At 70.3% G+C, this 21399-nt stretch carries 17 protein-coding genes and 1 riboswitch; of the genes, 13 read left to right on the forward strand and 4 right to left on the reverse strand.

Annotated features, from left to right (window positions below):
- Positions 1-209: 209 nt before the first annotated feature.
- The 10 genes from ACZ4U4_RS29045 (at position 210) to ACZ4U4_RS29090 (ending at position 10808) form a co-directional block, all read left to right on the forward strand.
- Positions 210-818 carry a CDP-alcohol phosphatidyltransferase family protein gene (locus ACZ4U4_RS29045; RefSeq protein ID WP_467880343.1) on the forward strand — a complete coding sequence of 203 codons (609 nt, stop codon included), beginning with the start codon at positions 210-212 and terminating at the stop codon, positions 816-818.
- A gap of 115 nt (positions 819-933) precedes the next feature.
- A complete protein-coding gene (locus tag ACZ4U4_RS29050; protein WP_467880346.1) occupies positions 934-3429 on the forward strand; it encodes a sugar phosphate nucleotidyltransferase in 2496 nt (831 codons plus the stop codon).
- 75 nt (positions 3430-3504) lie between these two features.
- The gene (locus tag ACZ4U4_RS29055; protein ID WP_467880348.1) at positions 3505-4443 is read left to right on the forward strand and encodes a DUF881 domain-containing protein; all 939 of its coding nucleotides are present in this window, start codon (positions 3505-3507) and stop codon (positions 4441-4443) included.
- Entirely contained in the window at positions 4440-4772 is a 333-nt protein-coding gene (locus tag ACZ4U4_RS29060) for a small basic family protein (protein WP_030282870.1), read from the forward strand. Before ACZ4U4_RS29055 ends, ACZ4U4_RS29060 begins: the two co-directional genes overlap by 4 nt.
- Positions 4773-5068: 296 nt before the next feature.
- The gene (locus tag ACZ4U4_RS29065) at positions 5069-5962 is read left to right on the forward strand and encodes a DUF881 domain-containing protein (RefSeq protein ID WP_467880351.1); all 894 of its coding nucleotides are present in this window, start codon (positions 5069-5071) and stop codon (positions 5960-5962) included.
- A 130-nt stretch (positions 5963-6092) separates the two neighbouring features.
- Positions 6093-6893 (forward strand): FHA domain-containing protein, encoded by an 801-nt coding sequence (locus ACZ4U4_RS29070; RefSeq protein ID WP_467880354.1) that lies wholly within the window; start codon positions 6093-6095, stop codon positions 6891-6893.
- Positions 6894-6910: 17 nt separating this feature from the next.
- The gene (gene ftsR, locus ACZ4U4_RS29075) at positions 6911-7657 is read left to right on the forward strand and encodes a transcriptional regulator FtsR (protein ID WP_467880356.1); all 747 of its coding nucleotides are present in this window, start codon (positions 6911-6913) and stop codon (positions 7655-7657) included.
- A gap of 53 nt (positions 7658-7710) precedes the next feature.
- Positions 7711-8184 (forward strand): bifunctional nuclease family protein, encoded by a 474-nt coding sequence (locus ACZ4U4_RS29080; protein WP_006606439.1) that lies wholly within the window; start codon positions 7711-7713, stop codon positions 8182-8184.
- A gap of 279 nt (positions 8185-8463) precedes the next feature.
- Positions 8464-9009 (forward strand): MerR family transcriptional regulator, encoded by a 546-nt coding sequence (locus tag ACZ4U4_RS29085; RefSeq protein ID WP_467880538.1) that lies wholly within the window; start codon positions 8464-8466, stop codon positions 9007-9009.
- An 86-nt stretch (positions 9010-9095) separates the two neighbouring features.
- Entirely contained in the window at positions 9096-10808 is a 1713-nt protein-coding gene (locus tag ACZ4U4_RS29090; protein ID WP_467880360.1) for a DNA polymerase IV, read from the forward strand.
- 47 nt (positions 10809-10855) lie between these two features.
- Here ACZ4U4_RS29090 and ACZ4U4_RS29095 read toward each other — a convergent pair whose 3' ends face one another.
- Positions 10856-11236, reverse strand: coding sequence for a PRC-barrel domain-containing protein (locus ACZ4U4_RS29095; protein WP_467880362.1), 381 nt, complete (start codon positions 11234-11236; stop codon positions 10856-10858).
- 114 nt (positions 11237-11350) lie between these two features.
- Positions 11351-11448, forward strand: a riboswitch (glycine riboswitch).
- A 187-nt stretch (positions 11449-11635) separates the two neighbouring features.
- On the opposite strand from ACZ4U4_RS29095, the gene gcvP reads away from it, so the two are divergent.
- Entirely contained in the window at positions 11636-14521 is a 2886-nt protein-coding gene (gcvP, locus tag ACZ4U4_RS29100) for an aminomethyl-transferring glycine dehydrogenase (protein ID WP_467880365.1), read from the forward strand.
- Between the two features lie 61 nt (positions 14522-14582).
- Here the strand turns inward: gcvP and ACZ4U4_RS29105 are convergent, their stop codons facing one another.
- Complete coding sequence (locus tag ACZ4U4_RS29105) at positions 14583-14789, reverse strand: DUF5999 family protein (RefSeq protein ID WP_345082447.1); 207 nt, start codon at positions 14787-14789, stop codon at positions 14583-14585.
- Positions 14790-15160: 371 nt separating this feature from the next.
- The gene (locus tag ACZ4U4_RS29110; protein ID WP_467880368.1) at positions 15161-15748 is read right to left on the reverse strand and encodes a hypothetical protein; all 588 of its coding nucleotides are present in this window, start codon (positions 15746-15748) and stop codon (positions 15161-15163) included.
- Between the two features lie 531 nt (positions 15749-16279).
- On the opposite strand from ACZ4U4_RS29110, the gene ACZ4U4_RS29115 reads away from it, so the two are divergent.
- Entirely contained in the window at positions 16280-17854 is a 1575-nt protein-coding gene (locus ACZ4U4_RS29115; protein ID WP_467880371.1) for a glutamate-cysteine ligase family protein, read from the forward strand.
- Positions 17855-18410: 556 nt separating this feature from the next.
- On the opposite strand, the gene ACZ4U4_RS29120 is transcribed toward ACZ4U4_RS29115, so the two are convergent.
- Complete coding sequence (locus ACZ4U4_RS29120; protein ID WP_467880374.1) at positions 18411-20198, reverse strand: substrate-binding and VWA domain-containing protein; 1788 nt, start codon at positions 20196-20198, stop codon at positions 18411-18413.
- A gap of 303 nt (positions 20199-20501) precedes the next feature.
- Between ACZ4U4_RS29120 and ACZ4U4_RS29125 the strand changes: the two genes are divergently transcribed.
- Complete coding sequence (locus tag ACZ4U4_RS29125; RefSeq protein WP_467880377.1) at positions 20502-21245, forward strand: CPBP family intramembrane glutamic endopeptidase; 744 nt, start codon at positions 20502-20504, stop codon at positions 21243-21245.
- Positions 21246-21399: the final 154 nt, after the last annotated feature.

Consider the following 21399-nt stretch of genomic DNA (forward strand, 5'->3'; position numbering starts at 1 on the left):
CCGATGGTACTGCAGAGGGGACTCTGTGGGAGAGTAGGACGCCGCCGAACAATTATTCAGCTCCGGCCCCCGGAAATCAGTGATGGTTTCCGGGGACCGGAGCATTTTTGCGTTTCAGAGGCGATCTTCGGACCCAGAGCACACCCCGATCGGGCCGGCAGGTAAGGTCAGGGGGCATTGTCGGCACATTTCCCACAGGAGGCCCCCGCGTGGAGGTCCAGGAGACGCGGGTCCAGACGGATCGCGTCCTCACCATCCCGAATATTCTGAGCATGGCGCGCCTGGTCGGCGTGCCGGTGTTCCTGTGGTTGATTCTGTGGCCGGAATTCGGCGGGCCCAACGCCGATGGCTGGGCGCTGTTCGTCCTGGCCCTGAGCGGAGTCAGCGACTACCTCGACGGTAAGCTCGCCCGCCGCTGGAACCAGATCAGCAGCCTGGGACGCATCCTCGACCCGGCCGCGGACCGGCTGTACATCCTTTCCACCCTCGTGGGGCTCACCTGGCGGGAGATCCTGCCGCTGTGGCTCACCGCTGCGTTGGTGGCGCGGGAACTCATGCTGCTGGTCGCCGTCGGATTCCTGGGCCGGCACGGATACGGTCCGCCCCAGGTGAACTTCCTCGGTAAGGCCGCGACGTTCAACCTCATGTACGCCTTCCCGTTGCTCCTTCTCAGTGAGGGAAGTGGCTGGCTTCGTACGCTCGCTGCTGTTTTCGGATGGGCTTTCGCCGGATGGGGTACGGCGCTCTACTGGTGGGCAGGAATCCTCTACGTGGTTCAGGTCCGCAGGATCATCAGGGCGGACGCCACAGCCGACTGAGCTCGCCGAACAGGCAATACCAGTGCCACCCCGGCGCCCGTACGTGAGAACAGTGGGCGATCCAGACGGGTGAAGTCGGCAAGACCGTCGTCTCTTAGAGGAGGACGCTTCCGACATGAAGGCCGTTGTGATGGCCGGTGGCGAAGGCACACGTCTTCGCCCCATGACGTCCAGCATGCCCAAACCCCTGCTCCCCGTGGCCAATAGGCCGATCATGGAGCACGTACTGCGGCTGCTGAAGCGGCACGGTCTCACCGAGACCGTGGTAACCGTGCAATTCCTCGCCTCACTCGTCCGGAACTACTTCGGCGACGGCGAAGAGCTTGGCATGGAACTCACCTATGCCAATGAGGAAAAGCCGCTCGGCACCGCGGGCAGCGTCAAGAACGCGGAAGAGGCCCTGCGGGACGATGCCTTCCTCGTCATTTCCGGTGACGCCCTCACCGATTTCGACCTCACCGACCTCATCCGCTTCCACAAGGAGAAGGGCGCCCTCGTCACCGTCTGTCTGACGAGGGTCCCCAACCCCCTCGAGTTCGGCATCACCATCGTCGACGAGGCCGGCAAGGTGGAACGGTTCCTGGAAAAGCCCACCTGGGGCCAGGTCTTCTCGGACACCGTCAACACGGGCATCTACGTCATGGAGCCCGAGGTTTTCGACTACGTCCAGCCCGATGTCTCCGTCGACTGGTCGGGCGATGTCTTCCCCCAGCTGATGAAGGAAGGCAAGCCGATCTACGGCTATGTCGCGGAGGGGTACTGGGAGGACGTCGGTACCCACGAGAGCTATGTGAAGGCGCAGGCCGACGTCCTGGACGGCAAGGTCGACGTAGAAATCGACGGCTTCGAGATCTCGCCGGGCGTATGGGTGGCCGAAGGCGCCGACGTCCATCCCGACGCCGTACTGCGTGGCCCGCTGTACATCGGGGACTACGCCAAGGTCGAAGCGGATGTGGAGATCCGCGAACACACGGTCGTCGGCTCCAATGTCGTGGTGAAGAGCGGTGCGTTCCTCCACAAGGCCGTCGTGCACGACAACGTCTTCATCGGGCCCCGGACCAACCTCCGCGGCTGCGTCGTCGGGAAGAACACCGACATCATGAGCGCCGCCCGGATCGAGGACGGCGCGGTCATCGGCGATGAATGTCTCGTCGGTGAGGAATCGATCGTTCAGGGCAATGTGCGGGTCTACCCGTTCAAGACGATCGAGGCCGGTGCCTTCGTCAACACGTCGGTGATCTGGGAGTCGAAGGGGCAGGCGCATCTGTTCGGCGCCCGCGGGGTCTCCGGAATTCTCAACGTGGAGATCACACCGGAGCTGGCCGTGCGACTGGCCGGCGCCTATGCGACGACCCTCAAGAAGGGCGCCACGGTCACCACGGCACGCGACCATTCCCGAGGCGCCCGGGCGCTCAAACGCGCCGTGATCTCCGCGCTCCAGGCCAGCGCCATAGACGTACGGGACCTGGAGAACGTGCCGCTGCCGGTCGCCCGGCAGCAGACCGCGCGGGGTAGCGCCGGCGGCATCATGGTGCGTACGACGCCGGGGGTTCCCGACTCCGTCGACATCATGTTCTTCGACGCACGCGGCGCCGACCTTTCCCAGGCCGGGCAGCGGAAACTCGACCGCGTCTACGCCCGCCAGGAATACCGCCGCGCCTTTCCCGGCGAAATCGGTGATCTGAGCTTTCCGTCCAGTGTCTTCGACTCGTACACCGGATCGCTGCTGCGGGCCGTCGACACCGAAGGGCTTGCGGAATCCGGGCTGAAGGTCGTCGTCGACGCGTCCAACGGCAGCGCCGGGCTGGTTCTGCCGAGCCTGCTGGGCCGTCTCGGGGTGGACGCTCTCACGATCAACCCCGGCCTGAACGAGGCACGGCCGACCGAGACGGGCGAGGCCCGGCGGAAGGGACTCGTCCGGCTCGGGGAGATCGTCGCATCGGCGCGGGCGGCGTTCGGGGTGCGGTTCGACCCGGTCGGCGAGCGGCTGTCGCTGGTGGACGAGCGGGGCCGGATCATCGAGGACGACCGGGCGTTGCTGGTGATGCTCGACCTGATCGCCGCGGAGCGCCGCAGCGGCCGGGTGGCGCTGCCCGTGACGACGACCCGTATCGCCGAGCAGGTCGCCGCGTACCACGGCACCCAGGTCGAGTGGACGACGACGTCGCCGGACGATCTGACGCGGGTCGGGCGGGAGGACGGCACGGTCTTCGGTGGCGACGGCCGTGGCGGGTTCATCATTCCGGAGTTCAGCAGCGTCTTCGACGGCTCTGCCGCGTTCGTGCGGCTGCTCGGGCTGATCGCGCGGTCGCAGATCACGCTCAGCCAGATCGACGCGCGCATCCCGCGGGCACACGTACGGCGCCGGGACGTGGCGACGCCTTGGGCCGTCAAGGGCCTGGTCATGCGGAACGTCGTCGAGGCCGCCGGGGACCGGTCCGTGGACACCACCGACGGTGTGCGGGTGGTGGAGGCGGACGGCCGATGGGTGCTGGTGCTGCCCGATCCGGCGGAGGCGGTCACGCACCTGTGGGCGGAGGGGCCCGACGAGACCTCCGCGGACCGGCTGTTGGACGAGTGGTCAACAGTGGTTGACGGCGCGGGCCGCTGACCTGCACCCCACCGGCGTGCCGCCATTCGGCGCGCCGGTGGGGCCATTGGGAGACCACATGGGCGACGTGCGACGATGTGCGGCATGTCGCAGCAGCGCCCCGAACGGAGCACCACCAGGAGACCGGCCGCGCGCCCCGACGCGTCCATGTCGCTGCTGACCAACGTGATGGACCACAGCCTCGACGACGGGTACGCGGAGGCCGCCGAACGCAAGGCGGCCGCGGGCGTCGGCGGCGGTCTGCCACGTACCCTGCGGGCGAAGTTGGGGCTCGCCGCCGGACTCGTGCTCGCCGCGGTGGTGGTCACCGTGGGCGCCGCACAGGCGCGGATATCCGCACCGACGCTGGCGAAAGAGCGCGAAGAGCTGATCAACCGCATCCAGAAGGGCACCGACGAGGCCGACGCGCAGCAGCACCGGGTCGATGCCCTGCGCGACTCCGTCGACGCCAAACAGCGCGAGGTGCTCCGCCACCACGGTGGGGACAAGGCGGAGCTGTTGGCCCTGCTGGCCGGATCCACGCAGGTCACCGGCCCCGGCGTGAAGCTCGTCATCAACGACGCCAAGGACGCGGAGTCGGGGAGCGGCGGCGGCCCCCGGGAGAGCAATGGTTTCTCCGACACCGGGCGGGTACGCGATCGGGACATGCAGCGTGTGGTCAACGGCCTGTGGCAGTCCGGGGCGGAGGCGATCTCCGTGAACGGCCAGCGGCTGACCTCCCTCTCGGCGATCAGAGCCGCGGGAGACGCCATACTGGTCGACAACAAACCGCTGGTACCGCCGTACACGGTGCTGGCGGTGGGGGACGGGCAGCGGCTCAGCGCCGCGTTCCAGGACAGCGTCGACGGCCGGTATCTGCACGTGTTGCAGGAGGACTACGGCGTGCGCACCAGGATTTCCGCGGAGGGTGAGGTCACCCTGCCGCCCGCGCCCAGTTTGATCGTACGCACAGCACAACCGCAGACCGGCGCCGAGAAGGCGGACGGCGCCGACACAGGGAAGGGCACATCGTGATCGCCGTATTGGGGCTCATCGTGGGGGTCGTGGTCGGGCTCGTGGTCCGGCCCGTGGTGCCGACGGTGGTCGAGCCCTACTTGCCGATTGCTGTGGTGGCGGCGCTGGACGCCGTGTTCGGCGGGCTGCGCGCGATGCTGGACGGCATCTTCGACGACAAGGTCTTCGTGGTGTCGTTCCTGTCGAACGTCGTGGTCGCCGCCCTGATCGTGTTCCTCGGGGACAAGCTCGGCGTCGGCGCCCAGCTCTCCACAGGCGTGGTCGTGGTCCTCGGCATCCGGATCTTCTCCAACGCCGCCGCGATCCGCCGGCACATCTTCAGGGCGTGAGGCGGATGGCGAACGACGAGACACCCGAGCCGGAACGTTCGGCCACCGACGGGACACCGCGCCCCGGGGGAGACACACCCCCTGAGCCCGGACCGCGCCCGGAGCGGAAGCCCGGCGGGGAGGTCGAGCGCCGCCCCCGGCCCGAGAAGCCCGTACGGCGTCCGCAGTCCGAGGCGCCTGCGCGCGGTGAGCCCCCCGAGGCGGATGAGGCTCCCGTACGCCGTGAGCTTCCGGAGGCGGCGGGCGAGGCGCGGGCGGCCGAACGGCACGGGCGACGGCCGGCGGACCGGCGGCCGATGCCGCCCGAGAGCCGGATGCGGCCGGAGGCCGATGCGGACCAGGAGGGCGAGCCCGGCTCCCGTGAACCGGCGGACGGCGGCGCGGCTTCCGAGAGTGCCTGGGGCGGCGGAAGTGGCCACGGTGGACGGCCCGGCGGCGCGGCGGAGGGCGGTGACGGCGGGGAACCGCCGCTGACCGGCCGCCAGCGGCTCCGTGCCGGCCTGTGGCCGCCGCGGTTGACCCGCGCTCAACTGATCGTCGCGGTGCTGCTGTTCATTCTCGGTCTGGGCCTGGCGATTCAGGTACGTTCCACGAGTGACAGCAGTGCGCTGCGGGGTGCGCGCCAGGAGGACCTGGTACGCATCCTGGATGAACTGGACAACCGCTCGCAGCGGTTGACGGACGAACAGCGGCGCCTGGAAGGGCAGAAGACCGAGCTGGAGAACAGTTCGGACCAGGCCGAGGAGGCGCGTAAGCAGACCGTGGAGAAGGAACAGCAGCTGGGCGTGTTGGCCGGGACCGTCGCGGCCCAGGGGCCCGGCATCGAACTGACCATCAGCGACCCCACGCACTCCGTGGAGGCGGACAAGCTGCTCGACACGATCCAGGAGCTGCGCGCCGCGGGTGCCGAGGCGATTCAGGTGAACGACGTCCGTATCGTTGCGAACAGTTACCTCTCGGATGTCCGCGGCGGAGTGGAGATCGACGGCAAGAGGGTCACGCAGCCGTACCGTTTCAAGGTCATCGGGAAGCCGCAGGATCTGGAGCCGGCGCTGAACATCCCCGGTGGCGTGGTGCAGACTCTGGAAAAGGAGCAGGCCACGGTGGGTGTTGCGGGTGAACAGAAGATCATCGTGGACGCCTTGCGAGAGGCGAAGCGGCCTGACTACGCTCGGTCGTCATCGCAGTGAGAGAGACGCGTATGGGGATGGCCCGGGAAGGGCATGAGGTAGCGGGGGGTCGACGCACCGTGTATGGGGCGTGTGAGGGAAACTGTCTGGAGGCCGCGGACGTTCACAGGACGTCCGGATCGGCCGGTGTGTGCATCGAGGGTTCGTCCTGCCCCACGGGCGGGTCTGTTTCGTACAAGGGGAATCGCCCGTGAAGTTGTTTGGAAAGCTGTTCGGCAAGAGCGCACGCCAGGAGGGCGACAGCGGCACTGCGCGGCACCGCGCGCAGCGTCAGCCCGAGGAGAGCGGCGCCGGAGCGGATCGTCCGCTCTTCCGTGACGAGGTCGCGGGTGGTTCCGGAGCGGGTGCTGGTGACTCGTCCGGTGCCGGTCGCATAGGCGCTCAGGACGCGGCGGCCTCGGCCTGCCCGAGGTGCGGTCACCGCAACGCCGAGGCGGGCAAGTTCTGCTCGCAGTGCGGTGCGCCGCTGCGTGCGGGCGCACAGCCCGAGCGCCCGTCCGAGACGACGTCGACGATCTCGATCTCGGGTATCGAGGCGTACGACGGCGAGACCACGGGGCAGAACCTGAGCCCCGCGCTGTCGCCCGAGGCGCAGGCAGCGGTCGACGCGCTGCCGCTGGGCTCCGCCCTGCTGATCGTCCGCCGGGGTCCCAACTCCGGCAGCCGTTTCCTGCTGGACGGTGAGCTGACGACGGCGGGTCGCCATCCGCAGAGCGACATCTTCCTGGACGATGTGACGGTCTCCCGCAGCCACGTGGAGTTCCGTCGCGGTCAGGACGGTGTCTTCACGGTCGCCGACGTCGGCAGCCTCAACGGCACCTACGTCAACCGCGAGCGGATCGACTCCGTCGCTCTCGCCGGGGGCGACGAGGTCCAGATCGGCAAGTACCGCCTGGTCTTCTACCCGAGCCAGCGGGGCGCGGGGATCTGACCGGCCAGGGAAGGCATATGCGTCACACACCGACAGGTGGTGCCGGTACGTCCGGCACCACCTCCTCGGACGGCAAGCCGGTGAGCATCGGTGCGGTGCTCGGCCTGCTGCGCGAGGAGTTCCCCGAGGTCACGATCTCCAAGATCCGTTTCCTGGAGGCCGAGGGACTCGTCGAGCCGACGCGTACGCCTTCCGGGTACCGCAAATTCACCACCGCCGACGTCCAGCGTCTCGCGAGCGTGCTGCGGATGCAGCGCGACCACTACCTCCCGCTGAAGGTCATCCGGGAGCACCTCGACGCCCAGGAGCGCGGCGAGGAGCTTCCGCTGCCCGCGCCTGCGCCCTCCAGGGACCTCGTGGAGGGCGTCCCCGAGGTGGGCGAGGAGCGGCCTGCGACGGCCCGGATGGGGCGCGCCGAGCTGCTCGCCGCCGCCGAGGTGGAGGAGGCGGAGCTGGCCGAGTGGGAGTCGTACGGCCTGGTCACGGCCGATGCGGAGGGCAGATTCGGCGGCGAGGCCGTCGGCATCGCCCGGCTCGTCGCGGACCTCGGCCGTTTCGGGCTGGAGCCGCGGCATCTGCGGGCCGTGAAGGCGGCCGCCGAGCGCGAGGCCGGCCTGGTGGAACAGGTCGTGGCGCCGCTGCGCCGGCACCGTAATCCGCAGACCAGAGCACATGCGGAGGCCACGGCCAGGGAGCTGGCCACGCTCTCCGTGCGGCTGCACGCCGCGCTCGTCGAGAGCGCGCTGCGGACCCATCTCCCATGAGCAAATACCTGCCCGACTACCCAAACCTGCCGGGCACGTCCTAGGGTTGCTGTGTGAACGAGCTCGACGTCGTGGGTGTCCGGGTGGAAATGCCTTCCAGCCAACCGATCGTGCTCCTGCGGGAGGTGGGAGGCGATCGTTACCTGCCCATTTGGATCGGGCCGGGGGAGGCCACCGCCATCGCCTTCGCCCAGCAGGGCATGGTCCCTGCCAGGCCGCTGACGCATGACCTTTTCAAGGACGTGCTGGAAGCGGTGGGCCAGGAGCTGACGCAGGTCCGCATCACGGATCTGCGCGAGGGGGTGTTCTACGCCGAGCTGGTCTTCGCCAGTGGGGTGGAGGTCAGTGCACGACCGTCCGACGCGATAGCGCTGGCGCTGCGCACCGGTACGCCGATCTTCGGTACCGACGGTGTGCTGGACGACGCGGGTATCGCCATTCCGGACGAGCAGGAGGACGAGGTGGAGAAGTTCCGCGAGTTCCTCGATCAGATCTCGCCCGAGGACTTCGGCACCAACAGTCAGTGACAGCAGCCGGTGGCCGGTTCCCACAGATCTCCGTGAGAACCGGCCACCGGCTCATTCTTTTCGGCCAACCAGCCAGGCTTTCCCCGCCTCGGGTCACGAGAAACCACTCGTGGGGTGATTATCACTCGGCGTGGCGAGCGCGGCGATCGTTGACGCACCCCGAGTGACTGCATACCGTCGATATGGCAGGTCCCGTCCGGGACGTGGAGGACGGAGGGCGGCGTGGCAATCACCGGTGACGGTACGGCGGAGGGGGCGTTGCCGCTCCCTCCGAAGGTGGTGGCGGACCGCACCCCGGTACAGCCCACCGCGGTGGCGGCGGAGCCCGGCACGGCAGTCATCGGCTATCGCGGCCCGACCGCGTGTGCCGCCGCGGGCATCACCTACCGGCAGCTCGACTACTGGGCACGCACCGGCCTGGTGGAGCCGAGCGTCCGTCCGGCGTACGGCTCGGGGACCCAGCGGCTCTACAGCTTCCGGGACGTCGTCGTCCTGAAGATCGTCAAGCGGCTGCTGGACACCGGCGTCTCGCTCCAGAACATCCGTACCGCGGTGCAGCACCTGCGCTCCCGCGGGCTGGCCGATCTGACGCGGATGACGCTGATGAGCGATGGCGCGACGGTCTACGAGTGCACCTCACCGGATCAGGTCGTCGATCTCCTCCAGGGCGGTCAGGGCGTCTTCGGTATCGCCATCGGCGTGGTGTGGCGGGACGTGGAGAGCGCGCTCTCCCAGCTGCACGGCGAGCGGGTGGACACCGGCGAGACCCTGGTCGGGCAGAATCCGCACGACGAGCTGGCCCGGCGCCGCAACCGCGCGGGCTGAGCCCGGGCCGTCCCAAGACGGCCTTCGCCGGATGCTCCGGCCCTGCTCCGGGCCGATTGTCAGTGGTATGCGGCAGCATCGGTCGTGTGAGACGAGCGCCGACGATCCTGCATCTCGACATGGATGCGTTCTTCGCGGCCGCCGAGCAGGCGGCCAAGCCCAGCCTGCGCGGTAAGCCGGTGGTCGTGGGCGGGATCGGGCCGCGCGGCGTCGTCTCGACCGCGTCGTACGAGGCGCGGGTCTTCGGGGTGCGGTCGGCGATGCCCACGGCCCAGGCACGTCGGCTGTGCCCCAACGCTGCCTATCTCAGTCCCCGTTTCTCCGTGTACCGGCGGGTCAGCGACAGCGTGATGCAGTTGCTGCACGCGCTGTCGCCGCTGGTCGAGCCGTTGAGCCTGGACGAGGCGTTCGTCGATCTGGAGGCCGGCGGTGTCGCCGCCGATACCACCGCCGCCCGTGCGGTCGGCGAGCAGCTGCGGCGCGACATCAGGGCGGTCACGGGGCTGACGGGTTCGGTGGGGCTGGCCGGGGCGAAGATGCTGGCCAAGATCGCCTCGGAGGCGGCCAAGCCGGACGGCCTGCGGATCATCGAGCCGGGCACCGAGCGCGAGCTGCTGGGGCCGATGACCGTCCGCACCCTGCCGGGTGTCGGACCGGCGACGGCCGAGGCACTGCGCAGGGCCGGGATCACGACCGTCGCGGAGACCGCCGAGGCGGGGGAGGCGGAGCTGGTGCGGCTGCTGGGGAGGGCGCACGGGACGGGGCTGTACGCGATGGCGCTGGGCCGGGACGACCGGCCGGTTGTCGCCGAGCGGGACGCGAAGTCGGTGTCGGTGGAGGACACCTTCGAGGTCGACCTCACCGACCGCACCCGGGTCCGCAACGAGCTGGTGCGACTGGCCGAGCGGTGTGTGCAGCGGCTGCGGGCCGCTGGCCGTTCCGGCCGCACGGTCGTGATCAAGGTGCGGAACTACGACTTCTCGACGCTGACGCGGTCGGAGACGCTGCGGGGGCCCACCGACGACCCGGCGGTGGTGCGGGAGGCCGCCGTCCGCCTGCTGGACCTGGTCGACACCACCGGCGGCGTGCGGCTGCTGGGGGTGGGTGTGAGCGGCCTTGCCGACTTCACCCAGGAGGATCTCTTCGCCCAGCTGGCCACGGCGCAGGAGGCCATCCAAGAGGCCCGGCAGGCCCAGGTGGCGGCGGTGGAGGGCGAGGAGGGGGGCGGGGCGGAGCCGGAGGAGGAGCGCCCGCGCCACTGGCATCCGGGGCTGGACGTCGTCCATGACGAGTACGGCGCCGGGTGGGTGCAGGGCAGCGGGGTGGGGCGGGTGACGGTGCGGTTCGAACAGCCGTGGTCGGCGCCGGGGCGGGTGCGGACCTTCGCCGTCGACGATCCGGCGCTACGCCCCGGGGACCCGCTGCCGCTGGTCGGCGGTGCGCCGACGCCGGATCCCGTACGGGGCGAGGCGGGGGCGGAGGCTACGCCGGGCACGGGCGGAGAGGGCGGCGCGAGCGGGATGCCCGGCGGTCCGATATCCAGATCCGGGCGTACCGATCCGGACGGCCTGGAGGCGGACGAGGCGGCGCCGGGCCGGGTGGAGCCGGGAGGGACGGAAGCGGGTGGCCAGGAGCCCGGCCGCCCGGAAGCGAGTCCCCAGGAGCAGGGCCGGGATTGCCGGGACCAGGGCTGCCCGGAATCTGACCAGGCAGGGGCGTCGTCCGGTGGTGAGCACGTACGGGAGGTGGATGCGCGCAGTCCGTCGTCTGCCACAGGAAACGCCTGCCACAGCTCGTAACCCGTGAAGCAGACGCGGAAAGGGAAGTCCGTACGCCGGGACGGCGGTCAGCTGTCCGACCCCGCGATGTTGCCGAAGTTCTTGTCGGCAGGGGGGCGGTTGACGTCCGTCGGGGAGGCGATGTCCAGCCGGTAGTGGTGGTAGAGCTGGAGTTCCTGCTCGGGGGAGAGGTGGCGGCCGACGCCGAAGTCGGGGGCGTCCTTGATCAACCTGCGGTCGTAGGGGATGTGCAGGGCGTCGTCGACCAGGCGGCTCGGCTCCAGAGGGACGAAGGCGTCGCGGCTGAAAAGTCCGGTGCGTACTGCCGCCCATTCGGGTTCGCCGGTCGCATCGTCGAGGTAGACCTCGTCCACGGTCCCGATCTTGGTGCCTTGGCGGTCGTATGCCTTGCGGCCGATCAGGCTCCGCGGGTCGATATCGGTTTGCACGGCCCCTCCAACTGTTCGCAACTGCCTTGTGACACCTACCAAACGGCACATCTCTTATGTCGGCCACTCGAAGGATCCCCCGGATGACGCGCTGGTAGGCTGGCAAATGGCCGCTGACCCCGTGCGGGAGAGTCCACGTCGTTCCGCGGCGCGGACGCCGAAGGAGCAAATCCTCCCCGGAAACTCTCAGGCACATGTACCGCTCGGACGAGGTCACTCTGGAAAGCAGGGCGGGCCACGGACGACGCAGCGCCGGAACCCCTCCTCACCGACGGTGAAAGCCGGGCCGCAGCCGCGGGCCGGTGAAGCTCTCAGGTTGAGATGACAGAGGGGGAGGCCGTCCGGGCACCAGCGCCGTGGTGCCCCTCGTAGGTCGTTGAGACCAGGAGGCCCCCGCAGATGACCACCCATCGCACCCCCTTGACCGAGCTGGAGCGCGGTACGCCCTTCGAGCACCGGCACATCGGTCCGGACCACGAGGCGCAGGCGAAGATGCTCGCGCAGGTCGGATTCGGTTCGCTGGACGAGCTGACCGCGGCCGCCGTACCCGATGTGATCAAGAGCGCCGAGGCGCTGGGGCTGCCGCAGGGCCGCTCGGAGGCGGACGTCCTCGCCGAACTGCGCGCCCTCGCCCAGCGCAACCAGGTCCTGTCGTCGATGATCGGCCTCGGCTACCACGGCACGTTCACGCCGCCGGTGATCCTGCGCAACGTCATGGAGAACCCCGCCTGGTACACGGCGTACACCCCCTACCAGCCGGAGATCTCGCAGGGCCGTCTCGAGGCGCTGCTGAACTTCCAGACGATGGTCGCCGACCTCACCGGCCTGCCCACCTCGGGCGCATCGCTCCTCGACGAGGGCACCGCCGCCGCCGAGGCCATGGCGCTCTCCCGGCGCGTCGGCAAGGTCAAGCAGGGCGTCTTCCTCGTCGACGCCGACTGCCTGCCGCAGACCGTCGCCGTCATCCGGACGCGCGCCGAGCCCACCGGCGTCGAGGTCGTCGTCGCCGACCTCACCGACGGCATCCCGGCCGAGATCGCCGAGCGCGGCGTCTTCGGCGTGCTGCTGCAGTACCCGGGGGCGTCCGGTGCGGTCCGTGACCCCCGCGCGGTCATCGCGCAGGCCCAGGAGCTGGGCGCCGTCGTCACCGTCGCCGCCGACCTGCTGGCCCTGACCCTCCTCACCTCGCCCGGCGAGCTGGGCGCCGACATCGCGGTGGGCACCACCCAGCGCTTCGGCGTCCCGATGGGCTTCGGCGGCCCGCACGCCGGCTTCATGGCCGTACGCGAGAAGTTCGCCCGGAGCCTGCCCGGCCGCCTCGTCGGTGTCTCCGTCGACGCCGACGGCACCAAGGCGTACCGCCTGGCCCTGCAGACCCGTGAGCAGCACATCCGCCGCGAGAAGGCCACCAGCAACATCTGCACCGCGCAGGTGCTGCTCGCCGTCATGGCCGGAATGTATGCGGTCTACCACGGCCCGGACGGGCTCGCCGCCATCGCCCGCCGCACCCACCGCTACGCCACGGTCCTCGCCGAGGGCCTGAAGGCCGGCGGCGTGGAGCTGGTGCACGGCGCGTACTTCGACACCCTGACCGCCCGGGTGCCGGCCCGCGCCGCCGAGGTCGTCGCCGCCGCCCGGGACGCGGGTGTCAACCTCCGCCAGGTCGACGCGGACCACGTCGGCATCGCCTGCGACGAGACCACCGGCCGGACGCAGCTCGCCGCCGTCTGGCGTGCCTTCGGTGTCTCCGGCGACGTCGAGCAGCTGGACGCGGTGGCCGCCGATGTGCTGCCCGAGGGCCTGCTGCGCACCGACGACTACCTCACCCACCCCGTCTTCCACCAGCACCGCTCCGAGACCGCGATGCTGCGCTACCTGCGCCGCCTGTCCGACAAGGACTACGCGCTCGACCGCGGCATGATCCCGCTCGGCTCCTGCACGATGAAGCTGAACGCGACGACGGAGATGGAACCGGTCACCTGGCCGGAGTTCGGGCAGCTGCACCCCTTCGCCCCTGCCGAGCAGGCACAGGGCTACCTCACGCTCATCCAGGAGCTGGAGGAGCGGCTCGCCACCGTCACCGGCTACGACAAGGTCTCCCTTCAGCCGAACGCCGGCTCCCAGGGCGAGCTGGCCGGTCTGCTGGCGGTGCGCGCGTACCACCGCGCCAACGGCGACGAGCAGCGCACCGTCTGCCTCATCCCGTCCTCGGCACACGGCACCAACGCCGCCAGCGCCGTGATGGCGGGCATGAAGGTCGTCGTCGTCAAGACCGGCGAGGACGGCGAGGTCGACACCGAGGACCTGCGCGCCAAGATCGACAAGCACCGCGACGAGCTGGCCGTCCTGATGGTCACCTATCCGTCGACCCACGGTGTCTTCGAGGAGCACATCACCGAGATCTGCGCCGCGGTGCACGACGCGGGCGGCCAGGTCTACGTGGACGGTGCCAACCTCAACGCGCTGGTCGGGCTGGCCGAGCCCGGGAAGTTCGGTGGCGACGTCTCGCACCTGAACCTCCACAAGACCTTCTGCATCCCGCACGGCGGCGGTGGCCCGGGTGTCGGCCCGGTCGGCGTCCGCGCGCACCTCGCGCCGTACCTCCCCAACCACCCGCTGCAGCCGACCGCGGGCCCGGAGACCGGCGTCGGCCCGATCTCGGCCGCCCCCTGGGGCTCGGCCGGAATCCTGCCGATCTCCTGGGCGTACGTCCGTCTCATGGGCGGCGAGGGGCTCAAGCGCGCCACGCAGGTCGCGGTGCTCTCCGCCAACTACATCGCCAAGCGTCTGGAGCCGCACTTCCCGGTGCTCTACACCGGGCCCGGCGGGCTGGTCGCGCACGAGTGCATCATCGACGTCCGGCCGCTGACGAAGGCCACGGGCGTGAGCATCGACGACGTCGCCAAGCGGCTCATCGACTACGGCTTCCACGCCCCGACCATGTCGTTCCCGGTGGCCGGCACGCTGATGATCGAGCCGACCGAGAGCGAGGACCTCACCGAGCTGGACCGTTTCTGCGACGCGATGATCGCCATCCGTGCGGAGATCGAGAAGGTCGGCAGCGGCGAGTGGGACAAGGACGACAACCCGCTGCGCAACGCCCCGCACACCGCGGGCGCGCTCGGCGGTGAGTGGGCCCACCCGTACACCCGCGAAGAGGCAGTCTTCCCGGTCGGTGTCGTGGCGGCGGAGAAGTACTGGCCGCCGGTCCGCCGCATCGACGGCGCCTTCGGCGACCGCAACCTCGTCTGCTCCTGCCCGCCGCTGACGGAGTACGACGGCTGACGTCCGCGCAGCGATGAGGGCCCTCGGCGATCGCGCCGGGGGCCCTTTGACGTGCGACGGGTCAGACGGTGGTGGCGACCCGGGGCGTGCCGTCCGGACGGTGCGGGGCGATGACCTGACCGTCCGGCAGAAGCTCACCGGTGTCCTCGAAGAGGAGGACGCCGTTGCACAACAGGCTCCAGCCCTGCTCCGGGTGGTGCGCCACGGGATGTGCGGCTTCCCGGTCGCTGGAGTCGGCTGACGGGCAGGGTGGCTGGTGCTGACACATGGGCATTGTCTTTCGCTGCGGATGGGTGATCGTCGTCGTGCGGCTCGATGAGCGTGAAGTGGTCATGGCCGCTTCCCCCGTTTCCTTCGGTTGGACTCAGTGTTGCCCCGTGGACGGTTTTCCGCAGGGATTTCGCAGCAGTGGTACGCACTCGATACGGACGTGTCACCCGTGCGGGCGGTTGCTCCCAAATGCGCACCGTGTCAGGGGGGTTGGGGGAGAGGTGGCGGACGGTGTCACACGGGGTCGCACAGCAGGGCGCCCCGTGGCCTCGGGGGCTCACGGGGCGCTCGGTCGCGCGGTGCGTACGCCGTGCGGAATGCGCCGGTGCGGTCGGGCGGTGTCACTCCGACGGGCGCTTCCGTCCGGGGTCAGGCGGTGGAGCCGAGGAGCGGCGGCGGGGCGAGACGCTCGCTGAGCCGGGGCAGCAGATCGGCCACCCGCTGCGGGAGGTGCGCGGCGATCCCGGGCGGCGCGGGGGCGAGCGGCACCAGGAGATCACCCGCGGCCGGCAGCCCCGAGGTGCCGTCGGAGGCGATGTCGTGGTGCAGCCACAGCGTCAGCATGTACAGCTCCGGTACGGAGAGCAGTCGCGGCTGGTACCCGGCGCTGAGCGATTCGGCCTGGTGCAGGGCCTGTTCGGTCGCCGTGACGTACGGGCCGCCGCAGAAGTGGGCGAAGACCCAGCCGTCCGCCGTCAGCCGTGCCTCGGCGGCCGCCACCGGCCGTCCGCCACCGACCACCAGGAAGCGCCAGCCGGCCAGCCGGGTGCGGGGCGGGGTGCCGGTGCGGCCGATGCCGTCGAGGATGTGGACCGGGAGCGGGTGGTCGGTGCTGAGCGGGCCCTGATGCGCGCGGAGCGCCGCGGGGCGGGCCTCGCGGACGGCGGTGGGCGAGCCGAGGGCGGTGAGTACGCTGCGCAGGGCGGGCGCGGGGGCAGCGGGTACATGCAGCGGCATGGTGGTCGCCTCTCACTTGGGAGACACGGTGCGGCACGGCAGACGCGGACGGCGTTGTCAGCGTGCGGGGTCGGAGCCGGGCGCGTATCTCCGCGCAGGGGCGCGCAACGCGACACGGGGCCCAAGTCTCCGCCTCGTGAACGGAGTTTATACGACATGTGTTCCCACGGTGTTTCCGGTAAACGCTCCCGTGATTTCCGGCAAGGGGTAATCCGGACCCCTTGTGGAGACGTTTCCTCCTTCTTTGTGCGGAGGGTGGGCAAACCGCCTCGATATTCTCCGGTCAGGCGGTAGTCCGAATCTTCCCGGTGGAACTCCAGGGGAATTGTCTGCGGCTGTTGTCGCCGCAATATGCCACAGGTACGTGCCGGACTCTCCGTCACTTCGAGCCTATCGGCAGCCGAACGCCCTTGAGGCGTTATGGATCAGATCACCGGGGCATCATCGACCGTGACGCGTGCCCCGGTGGTGCCGGGGACGGCCCCGGACGGCCCGTGGCTGCGGGCCGTCCTCTGGAGGAAGGACCCTTCGATGGGGGAGAAGGTCGCCGCGGACGGCATCGGCCTGGCGGACCGGGAGCGTTATCGAAGAAAGCTTCAGGAGTGTCTTGAGGGGTTGGCGAGGCTGCTGGGGGAGAAACGATTCGACCGGCCGAAGAATCTGGTGGGCCTGGAGATCGAACTCAATCTTGCCGGGGTCGACGGACTGCCCCGGATGTTGAACTCCCAGGTGTTGGAGCGTATCGCCAGCCAAGATTTCCAGACCGAACTCGCCCGCTGCAATCTCGAAGTGAACATCGCCCCGCACCGACTGCACGGGCAGGTCTTCGAGCAGCTCGCCGAGGAACTCCGCACCGCACTCTCCTATGCCGACCGTAAAGCCCGTGAAGTGGCCGCCCGGATCGTGATGATCGGTATTCTGCCGACCTTGGAAACCACTGATCTCACCGCCGCCAGCCTCTCCGAGAACGACCGTTATTTCCTGCTCAACGACGAAATGCGGGCGGCCCGCGGCGAGGACTTCGCGCTCGACATCGAGGGCGTCGAACGGCTCGTCGCCCGCTCGCCGTCGATCGCCCCGGAGGCCGCGTGCACCTCCGTACAACTGCATCTCCAGGTGACGCCCGGCCGGTTCGCCGCGGTGTGGAACGCGGCGCAGGCGCTCGCCGCCGTCCAGGTGGCCGTCGGCGCCAACTCGCCGTTCTTCTTCGGCCGTGAGCTGTGGCGCGAATCGCGGCCGCCGGTCTTCCAGCAGGCCACCGACACCCGGCCGCCGGAACTCCAGGCGCAGGGCGTACGGCCGCGCACCTGGTTCGGCGAGCGCTGGATCGATTCGGCATACGACCTCTTCGCGGAGAACGTGCGGTACTTCCCGCCCCTGCTGCCGCTCTGCGGAATGCAGCATCCCCTGCGCGTCCTCGACGCGGGCGGCGTCCCCGATCTGGCGGAGCTGGTGCTGCACAACGGCACCGTCTACCGGTGGAACCGGCCGGTGTACGCGGTGGTCGACGGCGTACCGCATCTGCGGGTCGAGAACCGCGTGCTGCCGGCCGGTCCCACCGTCGCCGATGTGCTGGCCAACACCGCCTTCTACTACGGGCTGGTGCGGGCGCTGGCCGAGCAGCCGCGTCCGGTGTGGACCCGGCTGCCGTTCACCGCCGCCGCGGAGAACTTCGCCGCTGCCTGCCGCCACGGCATCGACGCCACGCTGCGGTGGCCACGTCCGGGCCGGGGCGGGGTGGCGGAGATACCGGTGACCCGGCTGGTCCGGCAGGAACTGCTGCCGCTGGCCGCCGCCGGGCTGGATGCCTGGGGAGTCGAACCGGCGGACCGGGACCGCTACCTCGGCATCATCGAGGAACGCTGCGCCCGCCGCGCCAACGGCGCCTCCTGGCAGACCGCCGCCTACCACCACGCGCGGGAACAGGGCCTGGACCGCGGGGCCGCGCTGGCCGAGATGACCCGCCGCTACGGCGAACTGATGCGGTCCGGCGAGCCGGTGCACACCTGGCCCGTCGCCTGGGCCGCCGTCCGCCGGACCGTACCGTCACCGCGCCGCGCGGAGGCGAACCGGTGGGCGAGCGAGGAGGGTGCGGACGGCGGATGAGGCGGCGGGGCGGCGCGCGTCGGCGGCCTCACCCTGGGTATCACGAGGCGTCCGGCGGCTCAGGAGCCCGGGGTGAGAAGTGGTGGCATCCGACGTGCCGCCTTGCTGCGTCCGGCCCGCCGCACAGACGTAGTGGGCGGGGCGGACGACGGCAGTGGCAGCGGTGGCGCCGATGCCGGGCAGTCGGCGCTGGTGCGTGTCGTCGGGGTCGGCGAGCACGGGTCCGGCGGCCGGGGGCGCTGGGCCGATGACGGCGATGCCCGGGTTCGGGTCCGGCAGGGGTGCTGGATCCAGCCGGGGGAGGGCGTGTTCGGGGACGAGCAGGCGGAAACCTCGCCGGTGAGCTTGTCGAGCAGAGCCGCCCTGCGGCCGTCGCCCGTGCGCCCTTGGACCGACAGTCGGCCTCCGCCGGGGGCGAGCAGGCCGGGGCTCGAGATCCAGCAGACGGATCCGCTTCGGTTCCTGCAGCGCGAGGTGACGGTAGGCGTCGGGCGCTCTTTTTTGCCATGCGCCGCCCCGATAAATTCCCAGCTTGGACCCGTTGACTGACCGTGTGCTACCTCTGTTCCGTGCTGCCCGCCGCGACGATGGCCTGCCGGATCACCTCGTCGATCTGCGACGGGTCCTGGACCTCGTGGGCGGAGCCGCCGGTCGGGGCGACCATACGGTCCAGTGCCGGCATGTCCGCCTCCGGGCCGAGCGCGAGGGCGATCAAGGGTATCGGCCGCCCGGGATCCGTCAGCTTCTTCAACTGCTCCAGCAGCCCGTCCAGGCCGATGCTGTTGGCGTCGTCGTCCGCGCCGTCGGTGACCACCACGACCGCATTGAACTTCCCCTCCGCGTACGACGACCGGGCTTCGCGGTACGCGGCGAGCGTGGTGTCGTACAACCCTGTGCCGCCGCCGGGTACGGGGGCGAGCGTCTGCAGGGCGGATGTGAGGCCGTCACGGTGGCCGGCGTTGCCGGAGTCCCGGCTGCCGAGCCGGGTGGTGGGGGACAGCTCCAGGTAATCGCGGTCACCGTCGAGCAGCGTGGCGAACTTCCACAGTCCTATCTCGTCGTCGGGCGTGAATGTGGCCAGCGCCCGAAGCAGCGAATCCCTGGCCAACGCCATCCGGGACCGGCCCCCGCTGCCCGGCACCGTGAGCGCCATGGACGATGAGGCGTCCACCACCGTGGTGAGCCGGGTGTTCTCCACGGTGACTGTCCACACCCCGAGCAGCGCTTGTATTTCCTTGGCGGAGGGCAACGAGGCGGCGTCCTGGGTGTACGGCTGCGGCGCGCGGCCGCCCGCAGCGCGGGTCACCTTCTCATCCGCTCTGCCATGGCCCGCCCGGAAACCGTGGGCGCGCAGCACCTGCTGGCCCTGGGGCGTGGCCAGCAAGGTCATGAAGCGGGTGGCGGCGCGGGACTGACCGGCTTCGAGCTGGTTCTCGTCCACGAGGGTGTACGGGTAGTCGAGCTGCGCGGTGCCGTCCTGGGGGTAGAAGAGCTCCAGCCCGGGCCCGGACGCGGCGCGGTTGTGTGCGAACGCGGCCTGTTCCGAGAGAAGCACGGCCTGATTGCGGTGCGGATCGGCCGTCTCGGCTTCGGAGGCGTCGCGCGGCAGTGTTGCGGCGAGCTTCTCGTCGTCGTCGGCGAGGTGTCGGTGGAGCACCTTCGCGACGTCGGCCGTCCGGGTCTGTGCGGTGTCGGCATCTTCGCCCGCTTCGTCCTTCCGGTAGGCGGCGTCGATACGGGAGAGCGCGAGGAGCCCCGTGGCGCTGCGCGCGGGATCGGCCATGCCGAGCGGCAGTGTGCCGTCATCGGCGGCCTTCGCCATCTCGGCCCAGCCGTACGTCTTCTTCGGCCAGCCCAGCTTCTCGGCGGCGGTGGGTACGGCGCCCAGTGCGAGCGGAGAGGCTGCGCTCGTCTCGCTGGTGGTTAACGGCGTGCCGCTGGCCGCGTCCACACGGTCCGTCCAGAGGGTGGAGTCCGGTATCCAGACCTGGAACTCGGAGTGCGCCGGACGTTGGGCGAGCGAGTCGGCGACCTCCGCCCCGGAGCGCGCCGTCACCTTGACGTCCAGGCACTTCCCGTCGGTACGCGCCTCATCACGTCGCGCCCGGTCCGCCACGTCGTCGAGGGCAGGAGCGATGTCGGGCGAGGCGACGACGTCGAGCCGGACGGTGTCGCCGCCGCACGGTTTGCCGAACGGCAGCAGCTCGCTGTGGAGCACCACCACCGTGCCCGCCGCGAGAGCGAGGACCAGCCCGGTGGCAAGAACGATGGTGCGGCGGCGCGCGCCGGGCCGGGCCCCCGCGCCGTCCGGTTCGGAGCTGTCGGGCAAGCTGTGACGTCCCATCGCGGTAGCGCCTCTCCTGCGTCTCGGAACTCGCTCGGGACTCGGCGGAGGCGGGTCACACCACGTGGACGGCGCCTGCCCCGGCCTGTCGCGCGATCTTCGTACCTGCTGCGGCGACCCTAGCCGGGCAGGCACGGCATGGGCGGCGGTATCGCGGAAGTGGTGGAAGTGATGGATGGGCAGGCACGGGCGGGAGTGGAGAAAGCGGTGGAAGTGGAGAAAACTGTGGGGTCGGATGTGGATGTCCCTGGCGGGGCCGACGTACCCGATGACGGGCGGCCGGGGGAGTTTCTGCCCCGGAAGATGCTGCGGAACGAGACGCTTCTGGTGCTGGCCCTCTCGCTGGGGGCCAGCGGGGTGTCCGCGCTGATCAGTTTCCTCGGCGCGCTGACCCGGCCCGAAGGTCTCAAGGCGCAGGCTGCGACGCTGAACGGCTCCCATGCGCCCGGCCGTCCGTGGCTGGACCTCGCCTGGCAGCTCTTCGGGATCGCGACGGCGCTGGTGCCGGTGGCCCTGGTGGCGCATCTGCTGCTGCGGGAGCGCGTGGGCGGGCTGCGTGCGCTGGGGTGCGACCGGCGCCGTCCGGGGTTCGACCTGGGGCGCGGTACGGCGCTTGCGGCGGTGATCGGCGGCAGCGGACTGCTGCTCTACCTGGGCGCGCGGGCGGCGGGCTTCAACCTCACGGTGGTGCCCGAGGCGCTGCCGGATGTGTGGTGGAAATTCCCGGTGCTGATCGCCTCCGCCGTGCAGAACGCCGTCCTGGAGGAGGTGATCGTCGTCGGCTACCTGCTGCGCCGCCTGGGACAGTTGGGCCGGCCGCCGCTGGCCGCGCTCGCCGCCAGTGCCGTGCTGCGCGGCTCGTACCACCTGTACCAGGGCATCGGTGGTTTCGTCGGCAACATGGTGATGGGCGTGATCTTCGTCCTTCTCTACCGGCGGTGGGGCCGCGTCGGCCCGCTGATCGCCGCGCATGCCCTGATCGACATCGTGGCCTTCCTGGGATATGCGCTGCTCGCAGGCCGGGTGGACTGGCTGCCGACGCTGTAGGCGCGAGACGCGGAGTGGGCTGCGCGGGGCCGGTGCGGGCCAGCCGTTCCGCCTGGTGGGCGGCTCGTACGAGGAGAGTGGTCCGCCGACCCGGGGCGTGGGGTGCACATCCACTGTCGGCGGGCCGACCCTGTGGGGATCGGAGTGCGGAGGT

Source organism: Streptomyces sp. NPDC029159, assembly GCF_055564055.1.

Coding starts and splice junctions, on each gene's coding strand:
- ACZ4U4_RS29115 (WP_467880371.1), top strand. CDS start 16,280: ATGGGGGAGAAGGTCGCCGCGGACGGCATCGGCCTGGCGGACCGGGAG.
- gcvP (WP_467880365.1), top strand. CDS start 11,636: ATGACCACCCATCGCACCCCCTTGACCGAGCTGGAGCGCGGTACGCCC.
- ACZ4U4_RS29050 (WP_467880346.1), top strand. CDS start 934: ATGAAGGCCGTTGTGATGGCCGGTGGCGAAGGCACACGTCTTCGCCCC.
- ACZ4U4_RS29065 (WP_467880351.1), top strand. CDS start 5,069: ATGCCGCCCGAGAGCCGGATGCGGCCGGAGGCCGATGCGGACCAGGAG.
- ACZ4U4_RS29120 (WP_467880374.1), bottom strand. CDS start 20,198: ATGGGACGTCACAGCTTGCCCGACAGCTCCGAACCGGACGGCGCGGGG.
- ACZ4U4_RS29105 (WP_345082447.1), bottom strand. CDS start 14,789: ATGTGTCAGCACCAGCCACCCTGCCCGTCAGCCGACTCCAGCGACCGG.
- ACZ4U4_RS29125 (WP_467880377.1), top strand. CDS start 20,502: ATGCTGCGGAACGAGACGCTTCTGGTGCTGGCCCTCTCGCTGGGGGCC.
- ftsR (WP_467880356.1), top strand. CDS start 6,911: ATGCGTCACACACCGACAGGTGGTGCCGGTACGTCCGGCACCACCTCC.
- ACZ4U4_RS29110 (WP_467880368.1), bottom strand. CDS start 15,748: ATGCCGCTGCATGTACCCGCTGCCCCCGCGCCCGCCCTGCGCAGCGTA.
- ACZ4U4_RS29055 (WP_467880348.1), top strand. CDS start 3,505: ATGTGCGGCATGTCGCAGCAGCGCCCCGAACGGAGCACCACCAGGAGA.